Source organism: Methylobacterium carpenticola (genome assembly GCF_042748905.1).
GTDB lineage: Bacteria > Pseudomonadota > Alphaproteobacteria > Rhizobiales > Beijerinckiaceae > Methylobacterium > Methylobacterium carpenticola.
On record NZ_JBHZEO010000001.1, the window covers coordinates 6,636,630 to 6,650,954 of the forward strand.

Annotated in this window: 17 protein-coding genes; 7 read left to right on the top strand and 10 right to left on the bottom strand. The window is 71.7% G+C overall.

The window, feature by feature from the left end:
- Positions 1 to 164: 164 nt before the first annotated feature.
- Complete coding sequence (locus tag ACE101_RS30685; RefSeq protein WP_379138117.1) at positions 165 to 1,106, bottom strand: DnaJ C-terminal domain-containing protein; 942 nt, start codon at positions 1,104 to 1,106, stop codon at positions 165 to 167.
- A 101-nt stretch (positions 1,107 to 1,207) separates the two neighbouring features.
- The gene (locus ACE101_RS30690) at positions 1,208 to 1,717 is read right to left on the bottom strand and encodes an RT0821/Lpp0805 family surface protein (RefSeq protein ID WP_379138120.1); all 510 of its coding nucleotides are present in this window, start codon (positions 1,715 to 1,717) and stop codon (positions 1,208 to 1,210) included.
- 82 nt (positions 1,718 to 1,799) lie between these two features.
- Here ACE101_RS30690 and pdxH point away from each other — a divergent pair, with 82 nt between their 5' ends.
- The 5 genes from pdxH to ACE101_RS30715 all read left to right on the top strand — a co-directional run bounded on the left by pdxH (position 1,800) and on the right by ACE101_RS30715 (position 5,200).
- Positions 1,800 to 2,426 carry a pyridoxamine 5'-phosphate oxidase gene (pdxH, locus tag ACE101_RS30695; RefSeq protein ID WP_379138123.1) on the top strand — a complete coding sequence of 209 codons (627 nt, stop codon included), beginning with the start codon at positions 1,800 to 1,802 and terminating at the stop codon, positions 2,424 to 2,426.
- A 147-nt stretch (positions 2,427 to 2,573) separates the two neighbouring features.
- Positions 2,574 to 3,296 carry an SDR family NAD(P)-dependent oxidoreductase gene (locus ACE101_RS30700; protein ID WP_379139047.1) on the top strand — a complete coding sequence of 241 codons (723 nt, stop codon included), beginning with the start codon at positions 2,574 to 2,576 and terminating at the stop codon, positions 3,294 to 3,296.
- Entirely contained in the window at positions 3,289 to 4,320 is a 1,032-nt protein-coding gene (locus ACE101_RS30705; RefSeq protein ID WP_379138125.1) for an FG-GAP repeat domain-containing protein, read from the top strand. The genes ACE101_RS30700 and ACE101_RS30705 overlap by 8 nt, the downstream gene beginning before the upstream one ends.
- A complete protein-coding gene (locus ACE101_RS30710) occupies positions 4,317 to 4,760 on the top strand; it encodes an NUDIX hydrolase (RefSeq protein ID WP_379138128.1) in 444 nt (147 codons plus the stop codon). The genes ACE101_RS30705 and ACE101_RS30710 overlap by 4 nt, the downstream gene beginning before the upstream one ends.
- A gap of 26 nt (positions 4,761 to 4,786) precedes the next feature.
- Positions 4,787 to 5,200, top strand: coding sequence for a TIGR02301 family protein (locus ACE101_RS30715; RefSeq protein ID WP_379139050.1), 414 nt, complete (start codon positions 4,787 to 4,789; stop codon positions 5,198 to 5,200).
- 149 nt (positions 5,201 to 5,349) lie between these two features.
- Here ACE101_RS30715 and msrB read toward each other — a convergent pair whose 3' ends face one another.
- From msrB to pdxY, 5 genes are all read right to left on the bottom strand, one after another.
- The gene (gene msrB, locus ACE101_RS30720) at positions 5,350 to 5,763 is read right to left on the bottom strand and encodes a peptide-methionine (R)-S-oxide reductase MsrB (RefSeq protein WP_379138131.1); all 414 of its coding nucleotides are present in this window, start codon (positions 5,761 to 5,763) and stop codon (positions 5,350 to 5,352) included.
- A 70-nt stretch (positions 5,764 to 5,833) separates the two neighbouring features.
- Complete coding sequence (locus ACE101_RS30725; RefSeq protein WP_379138133.1) at positions 5,834 to 6,994, bottom strand: YihY/virulence factor BrkB family protein; 1,161 nt, start codon at positions 6,992 to 6,994, stop codon at positions 5,834 to 5,836.
- A gap of 157 nt (positions 6,995 to 7,151) precedes the next feature.
- On the bottom strand, positions 7,152 to 8,027 hold the full coding sequence (locus ACE101_RS30730) for an NAD(P)-dependent oxidoreductase (protein WP_379138136.1): 876 nt from the start codon (positions 8,025 to 8,027) through the stop codon (positions 7,152 to 7,154).
- Positions 8,028 to 8,092: 65 nt separating this feature from the next.
- The gene (locus tag ACE101_RS30735; protein ID WP_379138139.1) at positions 8,093 to 8,530 is read right to left on the bottom strand and encodes a tellurite resistance TerB family protein; all 438 of its coding nucleotides are present in this window, start codon (positions 8,528 to 8,530) and stop codon (positions 8,093 to 8,095) included.
- A gap of 145 nt (positions 8,531 to 8,675) precedes the next feature.
- Positions 8,676 to 9,524, bottom strand: coding sequence for a pyridoxal kinase PdxY (gene pdxY, locus ACE101_RS30740; RefSeq protein ID WP_379138141.1), 849 nt, complete (start codon positions 9,522 to 9,524; stop codon positions 8,676 to 8,678).
- A 155-nt stretch (positions 9,525 to 9,679) separates the two neighbouring features.
- On the opposite strand from pdxY, the gene ACE101_RS30745 reads away from it, so the two are divergent.
- Together ACE101_RS30745 and ACE101_RS30750 are read left to right on the top strand one after the other, a co-directional pair.
- Entirely contained in the window at positions 9,680 to 10,204 is a 525-nt protein-coding gene (locus tag ACE101_RS30745; RefSeq protein ID WP_379138144.1) for a DedA family protein, read from the top strand.
- A 113-nt stretch (positions 10,205 to 10,317) separates the two neighbouring features.
- Positions 10,318 to 11,481 (top strand): diguanylate cyclase domain-containing protein, encoded by a 1,164-nt coding sequence (locus tag ACE101_RS30750; RefSeq protein ID WP_379138147.1) that lies wholly within the window; start codon positions 10,318 to 10,320, stop codon positions 11,479 to 11,481.
- A gap of 137 nt (positions 11,482 to 11,618) precedes the next feature.
- Here ACE101_RS30750 and ACE101_RS30755 read toward each other — a convergent pair whose 3' ends face one another.
- Genes ACE101_RS30755 through ACE101_RS30765 form a run of 3 tightly spaced genes read right to left on the bottom strand, consistent with a single transcriptional unit; the run spans position 11,619 to position 14,300 of the window.
- Positions 11,619 to 12,617 (bottom strand): ABC transporter substrate-binding protein, encoded by a 999-nt coding sequence (locus tag ACE101_RS30755; protein ID WP_379138150.1) that lies wholly within the window; start codon positions 12,615 to 12,617, stop codon positions 11,619 to 11,621.
- Between the two features lie 37 nt (positions 12,618 to 12,654).
- Positions 12,655 to 13,443, bottom strand: a complete 789-nt coding sequence (locus tag ACE101_RS30760; RefSeq protein WP_379138153.1) for an ABC transporter permease — start codon at positions 13,441 to 13,443, stop codon at positions 12,655 to 12,657.
- 26 nt (positions 13,444 to 13,469) lie between these two features.
- Positions 13,470 to 14,300 (bottom strand): ABC transporter ATP-binding protein, encoded by an 831-nt coding sequence (locus ACE101_RS30765; RefSeq protein WP_379139053.1) that lies wholly within the window; start codon positions 14,298 to 14,300, stop codon positions 13,470 to 13,472.
- Positions 14,301 to 14,325: the final 25 nt, after the last annotated feature.

The following is a 14,325-nucleotide window of genomic DNA, read 5'->3' on the forward strand; positions in this document are numbered from 1 at the left end:
GCCGACCACATCCATCCGCGATCCATCCGCGCGGGAACCCGCGAGCCGGATGCATCGGGACGCTCGGGACGGCCATCGCGGCATCCACGAGGCGGGAGCGGTGCCAGGGGATGGAGGCGGCCTGCCGCCCCCATCCTCGACGCTCACGACCCCGGGCCCGGCCGTCACCCCGCCGTCGCCTTGGCGCTCCGGCGCTTGCGGGCGAAATCGAGGAGATCCTCGTCGGCGGTCTCGGGCAGCATCACCGCGAGCGTCGCGAGCAGGTCGCCCGTGCTGCCGTCCTTCTTCGGCAGGCCCTTGCCGCGCAGACGGAAGGTGCGGCCGGAACTCGTCATCGGCGGGATCTTCATCTCGACCGCGCCGGTGAGGGTCTGGATCCGCACCGGGCCGCCGAGGACCGCGTCCTCCAGCGGCACCTCGACGGAGGTGCGCAGATCCGCGCCCTCGATCTGGAAGCGGGGATCGGCCGCGAAGCGGATGGTGAGCAGCGCGTCGCCCGCCTCGCCGCCGCCGCGGCCCGGATGGCCGAGGCCGCGCAGGCGGATCACCTGCCCGTCGGCGACGCCCTTGGGCACCACCACGTCGACCTCGCGGCCCGTGGGCAGGACCAGGCGCAGCTTCGCCTCGCTCGCCACCTGATCGAGGGTCACGGTGAGTTCCGCCGCGACGTCGTCGCCCTTCTGGGCGGTGGTGCGGGCGCCCGCGCCGCCGGCGCGGAACGCCTCGCCGAAGAGCTGCGAGAAGATGTCCTCGCCGAAGCCGCCCGCGCCGGCTCCGCCGGCGCCGCCGCGCCCGCGCGCCATCGATTCGAAGTCGAAGCCCGAGAAGCCGCCGCGCGGGCCGCCGCCCGCCCCGGCGAAGCCCTCGAAGCCCTGGAAGCGGGGCTTGCCCTCGGCATCGATGGCGCCGCGGTCGAACTCGGCGCGCTTCTTGGAATCGCCCAGGATCTCGTAGGCTTGGTTCACCTCGGCGAAGCGGTCCTTCGCCTGGGCGTCGTTCTTGTTGCGGTCGGGATGGTAGGTCTTCGCGAGCTTGCGGAAGGCCTTCTTGATCTCCGCCTCGTCGGCGGTTCGGCTGACGCCGAGCACGTCATAGGGGTTGCGCATGGAGGTCCGGGTGCCGTTGCGGAGCGTCGGCGCTCCGTGAGCCATTCGAGCGTCAATGTGGGCGATGTGTTGCCCGATTGCAACGCATACCCCCCTTTCCGTCAGGCGGGGGCCCGCGTCGCCTTCAGGCTCTTCAGCTCCCAGGAGCCGCCCGAGGGCCGGCAGCCCGTGCCGCGCACGAAGCGGCTGCCGGAGGGCGCGATCACCGTCGCGAGGAAGTTGCGGCAGATCTCGTCGTTGGCGACATAAGGCAGCCCGGTCGGGTTGACCATGCCGCGCATCTTCGATTCCGGGTTGTCCCACTTCACGGGCTGGCCGTTGCCCTGCGGATCGAGGGCGACCGCGAGGGCCGACTTGGCCCGGCGCCAATCCTCCGTGGTCAGATCGCCTCCGAAGCTGCGCGGCGCCAGCGGCCCGATGCTGCCGGTGGTGACCGGCTCCGCGGGTTCCGGGACCGCCGCCGCGGCCTCGGGCTTGGCCTGGAACACGAGGAGGGGCTGGCTGCACCCCGCCGAGGCGAGAACACCAGCCGTCGCAACCGAGGCGAGCAGGAGCGCGAGAGCGGGTCTCCATGTCGCTTGCGAGATCACTTTACACACGTGGCGACGCATCACACCTGTTCTCACCGCGGGAACGGCCCTGGCGCCACGAGCGATCTTGCGACGCCGGCCTGCCCCCACATCCGGGTGTCACATGGGAAGGGACGATGCCGTGGCTGCGTTAACGAACGGTGATTTCACCGAGAGGGCGGATCCCTGGGCCCTGTTCCGCGACTGGTTCGCGGAGGCGCGGGGCGCCGAGCCCGAGGATCCGAACGCCATGGCGCTGGCGACGGCCGGGAGCGACGGGCTGCCGGACGTCCGCATCGTGCTGCTGAAGGAGTATGACGAGCGGGGCTTCGTCTTCTTCACCAATTCCCGCTCGGTGAAGGGACGCGAACTGGCGGAGAACCCGCAGGCCGCCCTGGTGTTCCACTGGAAGAGCCTGCGCCGGCAGGTGCGCGCCCGCGGCAGCGTCGCCCGGGTGGAGGATGCGGAGGCCGACGCCTACTTCGCCTCCCGCCCGCGGGACAGCCGCATCGGCGCCTGGGCGAGCCAGCAATCCGAGCCCCTCGACAGCCGCGCCACCCTGGAGCGGGCCGTGGCCGAGGTCGCCGCGCGCTTCCCCGAGGGCGACGTGCCGCGCCCCTCGCACTGGACGGGCTTCCGCATCGCGCCGGTGAGCATCGAGTTCTGGCAGGACGGCGCCTTCCGCCTGCACGACCGGGTGCGCTTCACCAAGGCGGGGGAGGGCTGGGAGCGCGCCCGGCTCTTCCCGTGATGCTGCGCTGCGGCATCGCGAGGCTGGATTTCCGGCCGCCCGCGGCCTAGACCTGATCATCAACCCGCGCGCCGCGCCTGGCGGCGCGCCCCGCACCGGATTCGAGGAACGGCCTTGGCCCAATCCAGCAACGAACGCCGGCGCGTGATGCTGCTCACGGGCGCGAGCCGCGGCATCGGCCACGCCACCGTCAAGCGCTTCTCCGCCGCCGGCTGGCGCGTCATCACCTGCTCGCGCCACGCCTTCCCGGAGAATTGCCCTTGGGAGATGGGGCCGGAGGATCACCTCCAGGTCGACCTCGCCGATCCCGAGGACACCGTGCGCGGCATCGCCGAGGTGGTGCGGCGGCTGGAGGCCGAGGGCGGCCTGCTCCACGCGCTCGTCAACAATGCCGGCATCTCGCCGAAGGGCCCGGGCGGCGAGCGGATGGGCGCCATCGCGACGCCCTTCTCCGACTGGCAGCGGGTATTCCAGGTCAACTTCTTCGCGCCGATCCTGCTGGCGCGGGGCCTGTGCGGCGAACTCACCCGGGCGCGCGGCTCCATCGTCAACGTCACCTCCATCGCCGGCTCGCGGGTGCATCCCTTCGCGGGGGCGGCCTATGCCACCTCGAAGGCGGCGCTCGCCGGCCTTACCCGCGAGATGGCGGCGGATTTCGGCCCCCTCGGCGTGCGCGTGAACGCGATCTCGCCCGGCGAGATCGACACCTCGATCCTCTCGCCCGGCACCGACAAGCTGGTGGCGCAGATCCCGCAGCGGCGCCTCGGCACCCCGGACGAGGTCGCCAAGGCGATCTACTTCCTGTGCACCGAGGCCTCGTCCTACGTGAACGGAGCGGAGCTGCACATCAACGGCGGGCAGCATGTGTGACGGGCGGGCGGCCGCGCTCACCCTGGTCCTGGGCCTGACCCTCGCCGCCCCGGCCCGGGCCGAACCCGCGGTCTCGGTCGTGTCGCTGCCCTTCCGCGTCACCGAAATGCGGGGCCCCGACAGCGAGGCGGCTTTGGCCGCCGAGACCTCCGGCCTGCTGCCACGCGCCCGGACGGGCGGCGTCGCGGTGGTCTGGGGCGAGGAAGGCGGCGCCGTACTGTCCCTGGGCGAGAGCGGCGTGACGGTGACGCCGATGCCCGCCGAGGCCGCGCAAGGCTTGGCGACCGCGGAGACTCCGCGGGGCGCCGCGCCCGGCTCGCGGCGGGCGCTCGCCGGCCCGGTCTCGGCCTATTTCAGCGAACCCCGCAGCGGCCCGGACGGCCATCCGGCCGCGGGCGCAGTCACCGTGCGGGAGCGCCAGCCGGTGGCGCGCAGCGCCGATCCGAAACCGGTCCCGGTCGCGACCGCCACGGTTCCGGCGGGGGCGGATGCGGTCTTCACCGGCGGCGCGGTCCAGGCCGTCGACCTCGACGGCCGCCTCCATCTCCTCGCCGCGAAAGCGGTGGGGAACCGCATCGGCCTCGCGGTGATCGGACGGCAGGGCGAAGCCTGGAGCATCGCCGCCGAGACGCCCGCCGAGACCGGCCGCCTCGGCCCGGCAGCGGCCGGCAATTTCGACGGCTCGGGCCACGCGACGCTCGCCCTCGTGCGGAACGCCGCCGAGGGGCGCCTGCAGCACTGGCGCGTCGCCCCGGGCACGGCCACCCTCCTCGGCGAGGCGCCGGGCTACGCGGAGAGCGCGGCCGTGGCCGACATCGACGGCGACGGGGTGCCGGAAGTGGCGGTGCCGACCCGCGATCGCACGGCGCTCGCCCTCGTCTCGCTCCGGGGCGGGATCAGCGAGCGCGCCCGCGTGACCCTGCCGGCGCCCGCCCGATCGGGACCGGTGGTGCTGGGCAGCGGGCGGAGCCTGCACGTTCTGGTCCCGCTCGAGGACGGCCGCGTGGCCGACCTGCGCCCATGACGGAGAGCCGGCGCTACCCGGCCCGGCCCTTCCTCGCGGCCTCGGTGGCGGTGGTGCGGGACGGGCGGATCCTCGTCGCCGCCCGCGGCGGCGCGCCCCTGCACGGGCTCTACTCGCTGCCGGGCGGGCTCGTGGAAAGCGGCGAGACCCTGGCCGAGTCGGCACTCCGGGAGCTGCGCGAGGAGGTCGGGGTCGAGGCGGAGATCGTCGCGAGCCTGACCCCCATCGAGGTGATCGAGCGGGATGCGGAGAGCCGGGTCCGGCACCATTTCGTGATCGTTCCCCACGCGGCGCGCTGGCTCCGCCACGAGCCGGCTCCGAGCGAGGAAGCCCTCGATGTGCGCTGGGTCACGCTCGCGCAGGCCGCGGAGCTGCCGACGACCGCAGGGCTGTCCGGCATCCTGGCTCAGGCCCTGGCGGCCCTGGAGGGCGGCGCGTGAGGGGAGCCCGCCCGATCCTCGCGGCCATGCTGTGCCTCGCCCTGGCGCAGGATGCGCTCGCGCAGTCGCGCCCGCGCGGGCAGGCGCCCGCCAAGCCGGCCGAGAAGGAGACGCCGCCCCCTCCCCCACCCGACCTGCCGGCCCCTTACGACAAGGACCTGCTGCGCCTGTCGGAGATCATCGGCGCCCTGAGCTTCCTGCGCGATCTCTGCGGGCAGGCGGACGCGGCCGAGTGGCCATCCCGGATGAAGGCGCTCCTCGACGCGGAGGGCACCAGCCCCGGCCGTCGCGACCGGCTCGCCGGCGCCTACAACCGCGGCTATCGCGGCTACGCGGTCAGCTACCGGGTCTGCACCGATTCCGCCCGCGAGGCGGCCTCCCGCTACATCGCCGAGGGCGAGCGCCTGAGCGTGACCCTGTCGGGGCGGTTCGGAGGATAGGACGGGGATCCGCCCTCTCCCGCGCGAGCTTGCGGCTTCACATCCCGGGCCGTGAGCACGTCGCCGCCCCGCTTGCGGGGCGAGGAGACATCGGCGTCCCACCCCGAGACGGGGAAGCGTAGCCCACGCGGAGAGGGGCGTTAGCGACCCTAATCCCGCGGCTCGAAGTGCAGGGCCGCGCCGTTCATGCAATAGCGCAGGCCGGTCGGGGCCGGGCCGTCGTCGAAGACGTGGCCGAGATGGCCCTTGCAGCGGTGGCAATGCACCTCTGTGCGCGTCATGAAGAAGGAGCGGTCGACCTCCGTCTCCACCGCCCCCTCGATCGGCGCGAAGAAGCTCGGCCAGCCCGAGCCGGACTCGTACTTGGTGTCGCTCTCGAAGAGCGGCTGACCGCAGCCGGCGCACAGGAAGGTGCCGGCGCGCTTCTCGTGGTTCAGGGGACTCGTTCCGGCGCGTTCGGTGCCGTGGCCGCGCAGCACCCGGTACTGCTCCGGCGTCAGGCGCTCGCGCCACTCCTGCTCGGAGAGAGCCGCTTCGTCCCTGACCTTGTCGAAGACACCCATCGGAACCCTCCTCGGCCGCTTCTGTTGTCCGCGGCCGATATGGGGTGCGCGGGCCCGGCCCGCGAGGGCGTCAGGCCGGCGCGCCCACCGTGTCGGCCATGCGGGCGCGACGGGTGCCGAGCGGCGCCTCGGGACCTTCCGTCGTGTCGCGGACGGTCTGATGCTCCATCTCCGCGTTGATCTCGCCGCCGAGCAGCACGATCGTCGCCGAGATCCAGATCCAGGTCATGAAGCCGATGACGGCGCCGAGCGACCCGTAGGTCTCGTTGTAGCTGCCGAAATGGGCGACGTACCAGGAGAAGGCGATGGAGGCGACGAGCCACACCACGCCCGCGATCAGGCTGCCGGGCGTCACCCAGCGCCATTGCGGCTTGTCGCGGCTCGGACCGTACCGGTAGAGCATTGCCAGCGCGAAGAGCAGGATCGCGAGCAGGATCGGCCAGCGCACCAGCGCGATGTACCACGCCTTCGGGCTGATCGTGATGCCGAACATCCCGATGAAGTTCAGGATCACCGGCAGCACGACGATGCCGGTCAGCGCCACCACCACGAAGAGCAGGCCGCCGAAGGTGAAGGTGAGCGATTGCAGGTTGAGCTGGATGAAGCTGCGCTTCTCTTCCTCCTCGTAGACGATGTTGAGGGCATCGAAGATCGCCTTCACGCCCGCATTGGCGCTCCAGAGCGAGAGGATGAGGCTGGTGAAGAAGGTCAGGCCGAGCGTCGTGCCGCCCTTGGCGGTGATGCGCTTGACCTGCTCGCCGATGATGTCGAGAGCGCCGGAAGGCAGCATGCCCTGGAGCAGGGAGAGGTGGTCGTTGATCGTGGCCGGGTCGCTGACCAGCCCGTAGAGGGAGACCAGGGCCGCCACGGCCGGGAAGATCGCGAGCAGGGTGTAGAAGGTGACGCCCGCCGCCACGGACAGCACGCGGTCCTTCTGGAACTCCAGATAGACCCGGTAGAGCACGTCCTTCCAGCCCTTGGCCGGGATCTCGGTGGGCGATTCGGCCTTGCGGCCGCGATCGACCTCGGTGTCGCCGACCCACTTCGCCGGGCGGCCCGAATAGGACTTCGCGCCCTCGCCGAGATGCCGGGTCGGATCGGGAGAGGCGGCCACGCCCTCGGGCCGCCGCGCTGTTACGAGGCGCACCAGGGCGAGACCGAGGAATACGGTCCACAGGGTCGAGGTCACGCGGCTGGACGAAGCGGGACCAGAGGGTGGATGCGGCATCATCGGGCGACCATTGCGAGAAGGGCCTGTGCCCGGCATGCGGGCTGTCGCGGTCACAACGTGGCGTGCAGGTCACACGTTCCTTGACCGTGACCGCCTTGGCCGTGACCGGCGCCAGGCCGCCGCACGGCGCGTTCCTCCCGCCCGATGCGGTCCCCCATCAGCCCCGCCCGCTTCGCCGGGCCGAGACCAGGGCGAGCGCCGCGAGATCCTTGTCCCCGTGCCCGTGCGACACGGCCTCGATCAGGCCGTCGCGCAGGAGGCTCGCGAGCGGCATCGGCACGCCGGCCGCCTCCCCGGCCGCCAGCGCGAGCCGCACGTCCTTGGCGCCGAGCGAGAGGCCGAAGCCCGGCGGCTCGTAGCGGCCCGCCGCGATGGCGCCGCCGTAGTTCTTATAGACCGGCGCCGCGAAGATGGTGCCTGTGAGGAGGTCGAGGAGGTCCGCCGCCGCCACCCCGTGCGCCTCCCCGAAGGCGGCCGCCTCGCCCATCGCCTCCACGGCGGCGACGATCATCATGTTGCCGGCGAGCTTCACCGCGTTGGCCCGGGCCGGCTCCGGCCCGAAGGGCCAGGTCTTCGCCCCCATGGCATCGAGGAGCGGCTGCACCCGGGCCAGCGCCGCCGCGGGCCCTGCCGCCACGATGTTGAGCTTGCCCGCCGCCGCCACGTCCGGCCGGCCGAAGACCGGGGCGGAGACGTAGGCAACGCCCGCCCGCTCGTGCAGGGCGGCGAGGTCGCGGGCGAGCGCCACCGAGATCGTGCTCATGCCCACATGCACGGCCGGCCGCGCGGCCTGATCGAGCACCCCGCCCTCCACGATCACGCTGCGCAGGGCCGCGTCGTCGGCGAGCATCGTGATCGCGGCATCGCCCCGGAAGGCCTCGGCGGGGCTGCCCACCGGCTCCGCCCCCTCGGCCCGCAGGCTCTCGGCAGCTTCCGGCGAGCGGTTCCAGACCCGCACCCGGTGTCCGGCCTTGACGAGATTGAGCACCATGGCCCGGCCCATCCGGCCGAGCCCGAGAAATCCGACTTCCATCGCCACGGCTCCCGCCCGCTTCGACGGGCCTCACCTATGGCGCGACGAGCGGGCCGCCAGGGCCGTCAGGCGGAGAGCAGGGCTGCCTTGTCGACACCGAGGGCCTCGGCGACCTCATCGAGCACCTTGTTCTCCAACTCGCTGATGCCGCCCTGGTCGGCGACGTCGGCGGCGATCAGGAAGACGTCCTGGCGCTGCTCCAGGGGCCGATCGGCGATGGCCGAGAGGAAGCGCAGGTTCTCGATGCGACCGGCCCGGCTCTTGGCGCGGGCGATCGCCTCGTGCAGCTCCTGCTCCAGCTTCAGCACGCCGTAGGATTTGTGCAGGATCGGGTTCGCCGCGAGGTTCGTGAGCGCGGTCTCGATCTCGTCCTCGTCGATCTCGCGGTCGGCCAGGATGACGTTGGCCGCCCCCGACGCCGCCGCGTGCAGGAACGCCGTATCTCCGGCATAGGACATCACGACCCGGCCGATCCGGGTGAAGGTATCCTGAAACAGCCCCATCGTTTCGATCCCTGGCGCGGAGGTTCTGTTGCGCGGGCGAGCCGGCTCCCCGCGGTCAAGATGGAATCGATGCACATCCGCGGCCCGGCAGGCAAGGCCGTCCGAACCACAGTGCCGGGCTGGAATTACGCAGGATTTGAGGCCGCTACACGGCCTCGACCGGGAACACCCGGCCCGGCGCCACGAATTCGTCCTGCGCCTCGACCGTGAGGATCTCGCGGGAGCCCGCGGCCTCGGTGCGGCGCAGGAGCCCGAAGATCGACGCCGCCATGGCCCCGAGCGCCTCCGCGGCCGAGCGCGTGCGGGCGTAGTGGACGAAGAACAGGGCCGCGCTCGCATCCCCCGCCCCGTTGACGGAGATGGCGAGCCGCGGCGTGCGCAGGCGCCAGAACTCCCCCGCCTCGCCGACGAGGAGGTCGATCGCGTCGCTGGGAGTCTCGGCCGTGTGCAGCGAGGTGACGAGCACGACCCGCGGCCCGCGGGCCTGCACGGCCGCCACGGCGCGCTTGGCCGCCGCCAGGGTGTCGCTCGGCTGCCCCGAGAGGAAATCGAGTTCGAACTGGTTGGGCGTGATGATGTCGGCGCGGGGCACGGCCTCGTCGCGCATGAATTCCGGCACGCCCGGGCGGACGAAGACGCCGCGGCCGACGTCGCCGATCACCGGATCGCAGCAATAGAGCGCGTTCGGGTTCGCCTCGCGCACCCGGGCGACGGCGCCGCAGATCGCCGCGCCGATCTCCGCCGACCCCATGTAGCCGGAGAGCACCCCGTCGCAGGAGCCGAGCACGCCGCGCTCGGCGATGCCCTCGACCAGTTCGCCGATCGAGGGACCGTCATAGACGCGGCCGCGCCACGCGCCGTAGCCGGTGTGGTTGGAGAACTGCACCGTGTGGATCGGCCAGACCTCGACCCCGAGCCGCTGCATCGGGAAGACCGCCGAGGCGTTGCCGACGTGGCCATAGGCGACGTGGGACTGGATCGAGAGGATGTTCATCACGGGTTCCCGGGCCACGGCCATGGTGGTAGCGCGCGGGCGCCCGGCGCTCAATGGCAGGATCGCCGGCGGCATCCCGGGCAGGATCCCGCGGGGCCTCGTTTGCATTCCCGAAGCCCGGGCCCACATCCGGGGCGGCTCACCGGTCAAGGTTCATGGATTTCGAGACGATCCGCACCGCCATCCTCGATGTCGTGCGCGAGCACCAGGCCTGGGCCCCCGTGGTGACGGGGGTCATCGCCTTCTGCGAGTCCCTGGCGGTGCTCTCGCTCCTCGTGCCCGCCACGGTGATCCTGCTCGGGATCGGGGCGCTGCTCGGGGCCGGCGGCATCCCGTTCGTGCCGGTGATGGTCGGCGCGGCGATCGGCGCCATCCTGGGCGACTGGATGTCCTACGAATTCGGGCGCTACTACAAGGACGGCGCCAAGCGGATCTGGCCCCTCACCCGCTATCCCGAGATGATCGCCAAGGGCGAACAGTTCTGCCGCCGCTGGGGCGCCTGGGGCATCTTCATCGGGCGCTTCATCGGCCCGGCGCGGGCCGTCGTGCCGCTCATCGCCGGCATCTTCGCGGTCCAGCGGCTTTCGTTCCAACTCGCCAACGTCACCTCGGCCTTCGTCTGGGCCTTCGTCTGGCTGGCGCCGGGGGCCGGTTTGCTCTCCTTCCTCAAAGGAAATTGATTCGGTCAACCTGGCATCAACACCAGCCGGCGCAAGCAGAAGCCGGATGGACATCGGGGGTTCGGCCCCGTCGCGTGTCTGCACAGTCTGGACGCGTGTGAGCGGAGCCCCCGATGCACGAGGCGACACCCTCTTTCGACCTGCCCACCTGGGCGGCGATGCGCTGGCTCGCCGAGCCGAGCGAGGAGGTCCCGGCCGCGGTACGCCGGCAACTGATCAGCACGCTGTTCACCTCCATCGTTCCGGCGCTGATGGGCGGGATCGCCAACGTCATGGTTCTGGCGACCGCAGCGATCCATCATCCCGGCCTGCCCTTCGTCGGGCTCCTGATCGCCGACATCGTCCTGCTCGCCGCCCGGATCTGGCTTCTCGTCCGGAGCCGGCGGGCGGCCATCCGCGGTGGACGGACATATACCGACCTTCTGATGCTGAGCAGCCTGCTCTGGGCCGGCATCGTCGGATCCACCGCCGGTCTCGGCCTCTTCATGGGAGATCCGGTGATCCAGGTGCTGGCGCCCGTCACCGCGATGTCGATCCTCAGCGGCATCGTCACGCGCAACAACGGCGTCCCGCGCGTCGCGATGGCGCAGATCCTGCTCTGCGACGCGCCGCTCAAGATCGGCGCCCTGTGTGCGGGCGAGCCTTGGATGCTGATCATCGTGGCGCAGTTCCCGCTGTTCATGATCGCGACGGTCAGCACCCTGTACCGGCTGCATCACGGCTACATCGCCGCGGTGCTGGCCGAGCGCGAGAGCGAGCGGCGCGCGACCCACGACGCGCTCACCGGCCTGCTGAACCGGCCCGGCCTGATGGCGGCGCTCGACCGCGAGTTGCGACCGGAGGCGGGCAGCGACCGCGCGCTCGCGCTGCTCTACCTCGATCTCGACGGGTTCAAGGCCGTGAACGACCGGCTCGGCCACGCGGCCGGGGACGCATTGCTGCGGCGGGTGGCGGACCGGCTCGTCGCGACGCTGCCGGACACCTGCACCGCCGCGCGCCTGGGCGGGGACGAATTCGTCATCCTGGCGCCCGGCCTGTCCGCCCGCGCCGCGCTGCGGCTCGGCAAGCGGATCATCGCCGCCCTGAGCGAGCCCTACGCCTTCGAGGGCGGAAACACAGCCCGGATCGGCGCCAGCATCGGCATCGCCGGTGCCCGCGGCGACAGCGCGGAGCGGCTGCTCTCCGCGGCGGATGCGGCGCTCTACCGGGCGAAGGCCGCGGGCAAGGGCTGCTGCGTGCTCGCAGAGGCGCGGCAGGCCGAGTGTGCGGCGGCCTGATCCGGCAGCCGCTCGACGGGAGCGGATGCCGGATCGGCAAGCCCGCGCGGCGCGGAGCCTTGCTCCGCACCCACCTGAGCGAAGCCGGTTCCCGCATCGCGACGCGATCGCCTTATCGCGACCCGATCACCTTGGCCTCACCCCATCGCGCGCTTGACGAAACGATCCTCGAAGGTGACCGCGAGGTCGATCTTGGCGCCCTGCAATTCCGGATCGAGGGTGCGCACGAGGTCGAGCACGCTCGCCATGCCGTCCTGCGCGGGCAGACCGGTGCGCGAATAGCTCTCGAGCGAGTTCCGCACCGCCTGCACGTAGAGCGGCCGGTCGCCGAAATGGTAGGCGGGGGGCACCGTGTCGGCGACCGCCTCAGGGGTAGCGGTGGCCAGCCATTTCAGGGCCTTGCCGAACGCGTTCACGACCTTCTGGGTCGCGACGGCGTGGTGCTCGATCCAGTCCTGCTTGGTGTAGACCACCGCCGCCGGGTTCGGGCCGCCGAACAATGCCCGGGTGCCGGCCTCCGTGCGGGTGTCGATGAGCACCGCGATGTCGCCGTCCGCCTCCAGCTTGGCGATCACCGGATCGAGGTGCGAGATCGCGTCGATCTCGCCCTTCTTCATCGCCGCGATGGCGCCCGCGCCGCCGCCGACGCCGATGAGCGGCGCATCCGTCGCCTTCAGACCGGCCTTGATCATCGCGTACTGCACCGCGAGCGCCGTCGAGGAGCCCGGCGCCGTCACGCCGATCTTGCGGCCCTTCAGGTCGGCGGCGGACTTCACCGTGCCGGCCAAGTCCTTGCGCACGCCGATCACGATCGCCGGGTAGCGGCCGAGTTCGCAGACCGCCCGCACGTCCTGGCCCTTGGCCTGCATGCGGATCGTGTGCTCGTAGGCCCCCGTCACCATGTCGACGGAGCCGCCGATCAGGGCCTGGAGCGAGCGCGCGCCGCCGCCGAAATCGTTGATCTCGGCCGCGATCCCCTCCTCGGTGAAGTAGCCTCGCCGCTCCGCGATGGTGAGCGGCAGGTAGTAGAGCAGCGGTTTGCCGCCGACGCCGATGCGGACCTTGACGGTCTCGGCGCGGGCCGGGGCCGCGAGGCCGAGGGCTGCGGCGCCGGCCAGGAAGCTGCGGCGGTCCATGGGGTTTCCTCCGTTGTTGCAGCGCTTCTCGTATCGCTCAGCCGTGGCCGCCGGCCGGGCCGGGACGCCAGACCAGCAGCCGGTTCTCGATCAGGGTGACCACCGCGTCGATGACGATGACGAACACGGTCAGGATCAGCATCCCGGCGAAGACGCCGGTGACGTCGAACACGCTCTCGGCCTCGTGGATCTTGTAGCCGAGGCCCGCCGAGGAGCCGAGATACTCGCCCACCACCGCGCCGACGAGGGCGAAGCCCACCGCCGTGTGCAGCGAGGAGAACATCCAGGTGAGGGCCGAGGGCCAGTAGACGTGGCGCAGGAGACCGCGCTCGTTCATGCCGAGCATGCGCGCGTTGTTCAGCACCACCGGGCTCACCTCGCGCACGCCCTGGTAGACGTTGAAGAACACGATGAAGAACACGAGGGTGAAGCCGAGCGCCACCTTCGACCAGATGCCGAGCCCGAACCACAGGGCGAAGATCGGCGCCAGCACCACCCGCGGCAGGGCGTTCGCCGCCTTGATGTAGGGATCGAAGACCGCGGCGAGGAGCGCGTTGCGGGCGAACAGGAAGCCGAAGGCGATGCCGCCGAGGGCGCCGAACACGAAGGCCAGCACCGTCTCCTGCAAGGTGATCCAGAGATGGCCCCAGATCTCGGGATTGGCCATCTCGGTCCAGGTGCGCCGGAGGACGTCGACCGGCGTCGAGAAGAAGAACTGGATCTGCTTGGGCTGCCCGAGGAGCGGATAGACGGTGAGCACGTGCCAGACGGCGAGCACAACGAGGCCGACGAGGATCTGGAGGGCGAGGAGGCCGAGGCGGTTCATGGGACGAGCTTCCGGTCAGCGGGATGTCACGCCGGCCCGCCCGCATAGGCTCGCGAGACCTCGACCCGGAGCTTCGCCCAGATCTCCTTGTAGAGGGCGTGGAATTGCGGTTCGAGGCGGATCTCGCTGGTGTCGCGCGGGCGCGGCAGGGTGACGGGGAAGTCGCCGACGATGCGGGCGGCGGGGCCGGCGGAGAGGACGATGACCCGGTCCGAGAGGGCGATCGCCTCCTCGAGGTCGTGGGTGACGAAGATCACCGCCTTGCGGTTGGCGGCCCAGAGCTCGAGGAGCAGGTTCCCCATGATCTGCCGGGTCTGCGCGTCGAGGGGCCCGAAGGGCTCGTCCATCAGCAGGATCTCGGGATCGCGGATCAGCATCTGGGCCAGCGCCACGCGCTTGCGCTGGCCGCCCGAGAGCATGTGGGGATAGCGGTCGGTGAAGGTCGCGAGGCCGACCCGGGCGAGCCAGTCGCGGGCCCGCGCCAGCGCCTCGGCCCGGGGCACGCGCTGCGGCTCCAGCGCCACCGCGACGTTGTCGAGGGCGGTCTTCCAGGGCATCAGCGCATCGGCCTGGAAGAGGTAGCCGGCCCGCGCGTTGAGGCCGGTGAGCGCCCCGTCGAAGATGCTGACGAGGCCGGCGGCGGGTTTGAGGAGCCCGGCGGCGGCGTTGAGGATGGTGGACTTGCCCGAGCCGGTCGGCCCCACCACGGCCACGAACTCGCCGGGCGCCACCGTCAGGTCGATGCCGTCCACCGCGACGTAGCGCTGGCCGCCCTTGAGGGCGAAGGCGATGGAGACCCCCGCGAGGCGCACGGCGCTGCCGCTGCGGGCGACAGCGGTGCCGCCGACGAGCCGCATCCCGGGGCGGCTGCCCTTCCGTCCC

Excerpts from the sequence above, each read along its gene's own strand:
- ACE101_RS30750 (WP_379138147.1), top strand. The coding sequence starts at position 10,318 with ATGCACGAGGCGACACCCTCTTTCGACCTGCCCACCTGGGCGGCGATG.
- ACE101_RS30705 (WP_379138125.1), top strand. The coding sequence starts at position 3,289 with ATGTGTGACGGGCGGGCGGCCGCGCTCACCCTGGTCCTGGGCCTGACC.
- ACE101_RS30690 (WP_379138120.1), bottom strand. The coding sequence starts at position 1,717 with ATGCGTCGCCACGTGTGTAAAGTGATCTCGCAAGCGACATGGAGACCC.
- ACE101_RS30685 (WP_379138117.1), bottom strand. The coding sequence starts at position 1,106 with ATGCGCAACCCCTATGACGTGCTCGGCGTCAGCCGAACCGCCGACGAG.
- ACE101_RS30700 (WP_379139047.1), top strand. The coding sequence starts at position 2,574 with ATGCTGCTCACGGGCGCGAGCCGCGGCATCGGCCACGCCACCGTCAAG.
- ACE101_RS30710 (WP_379138128.1), top strand. The coding sequence starts at position 4,317 with ATGACGGAGAGCCGGCGCTACCCGGCCCGGCCCTTCCTCGCGGCCTCG.
- ACE101_RS30730 (WP_379138136.1), bottom strand. The coding sequence starts at position 8,027 with ATGGAAGTCGGATTTCTCGGGCTCGGCCGGATGGGCCGGGCCATGGTG.
- msrB (WP_379138131.1), bottom strand. The coding sequence starts at position 5,763 with ATGGGTGTCTTCGACAAGGTCAGGGACGAAGCGGCTCTCTCCGAGCAG.
- ACE101_RS30755 (WP_379138150.1), bottom strand. The coding sequence starts at position 12,617 with ATGGACCGCCGCAGCTTCCTGGCCGGCGCCGCAGCCCTCGGCCTCGCG.
- ACE101_RS30745 (WP_379138144.1), top strand. The coding sequence starts at position 9,680 with ATGGATTTCGAGACGATCCGCACCGCCATCCTCGATGTCGTGCGCGAG.
- pdxH (WP_379138123.1), top strand. The coding sequence starts at position 1,800 with ATGGGAAGGGACGATGCCGTGGCTGCGTTAACGAACGGTGATTTCACC.
- ACE101_RS30725 (WP_379138133.1), bottom strand. The coding sequence starts at position 6,994 with ATGATGCCGCATCCACCCTCTGGTCCCGCTTCGTCCAGCCGCGTGACC.
- ACE101_RS30765 (WP_379139053.1), bottom strand. The coding sequence starts at position 14,300 with ATGCGGCTCGTCGGCGGCACCGCTGTCGCCCGCAGCGGCAGCGCCGTG.
- ACE101_RS30735 (WP_379138139.1), bottom strand. The coding sequence starts at position 8,530 with ATGGGGCTGTTTCAGGATACCTTCACCCGGATCGGCCGGGTCGTGATG.
- ACE101_RS30715 (WP_379139050.1), top strand. The coding sequence starts at position 4,787 with ATGCTGTGCCTCGCCCTGGCGCAGGATGCGCTCGCGCAGTCGCGCCCG.
- ACE101_RS30760 (WP_379138153.1), bottom strand. The coding sequence starts at position 13,443 with ATGAACCGCCTCGGCCTCCTCGCCCTCCAGATCCTCGTCGGCCTCGTT.
- pdxY (WP_379138141.1), bottom strand. The coding sequence starts at position 9,524 with ATGAACATCCTCTCGATCCAGTCCCACGTCGCCTATGGCCACGTCGGC.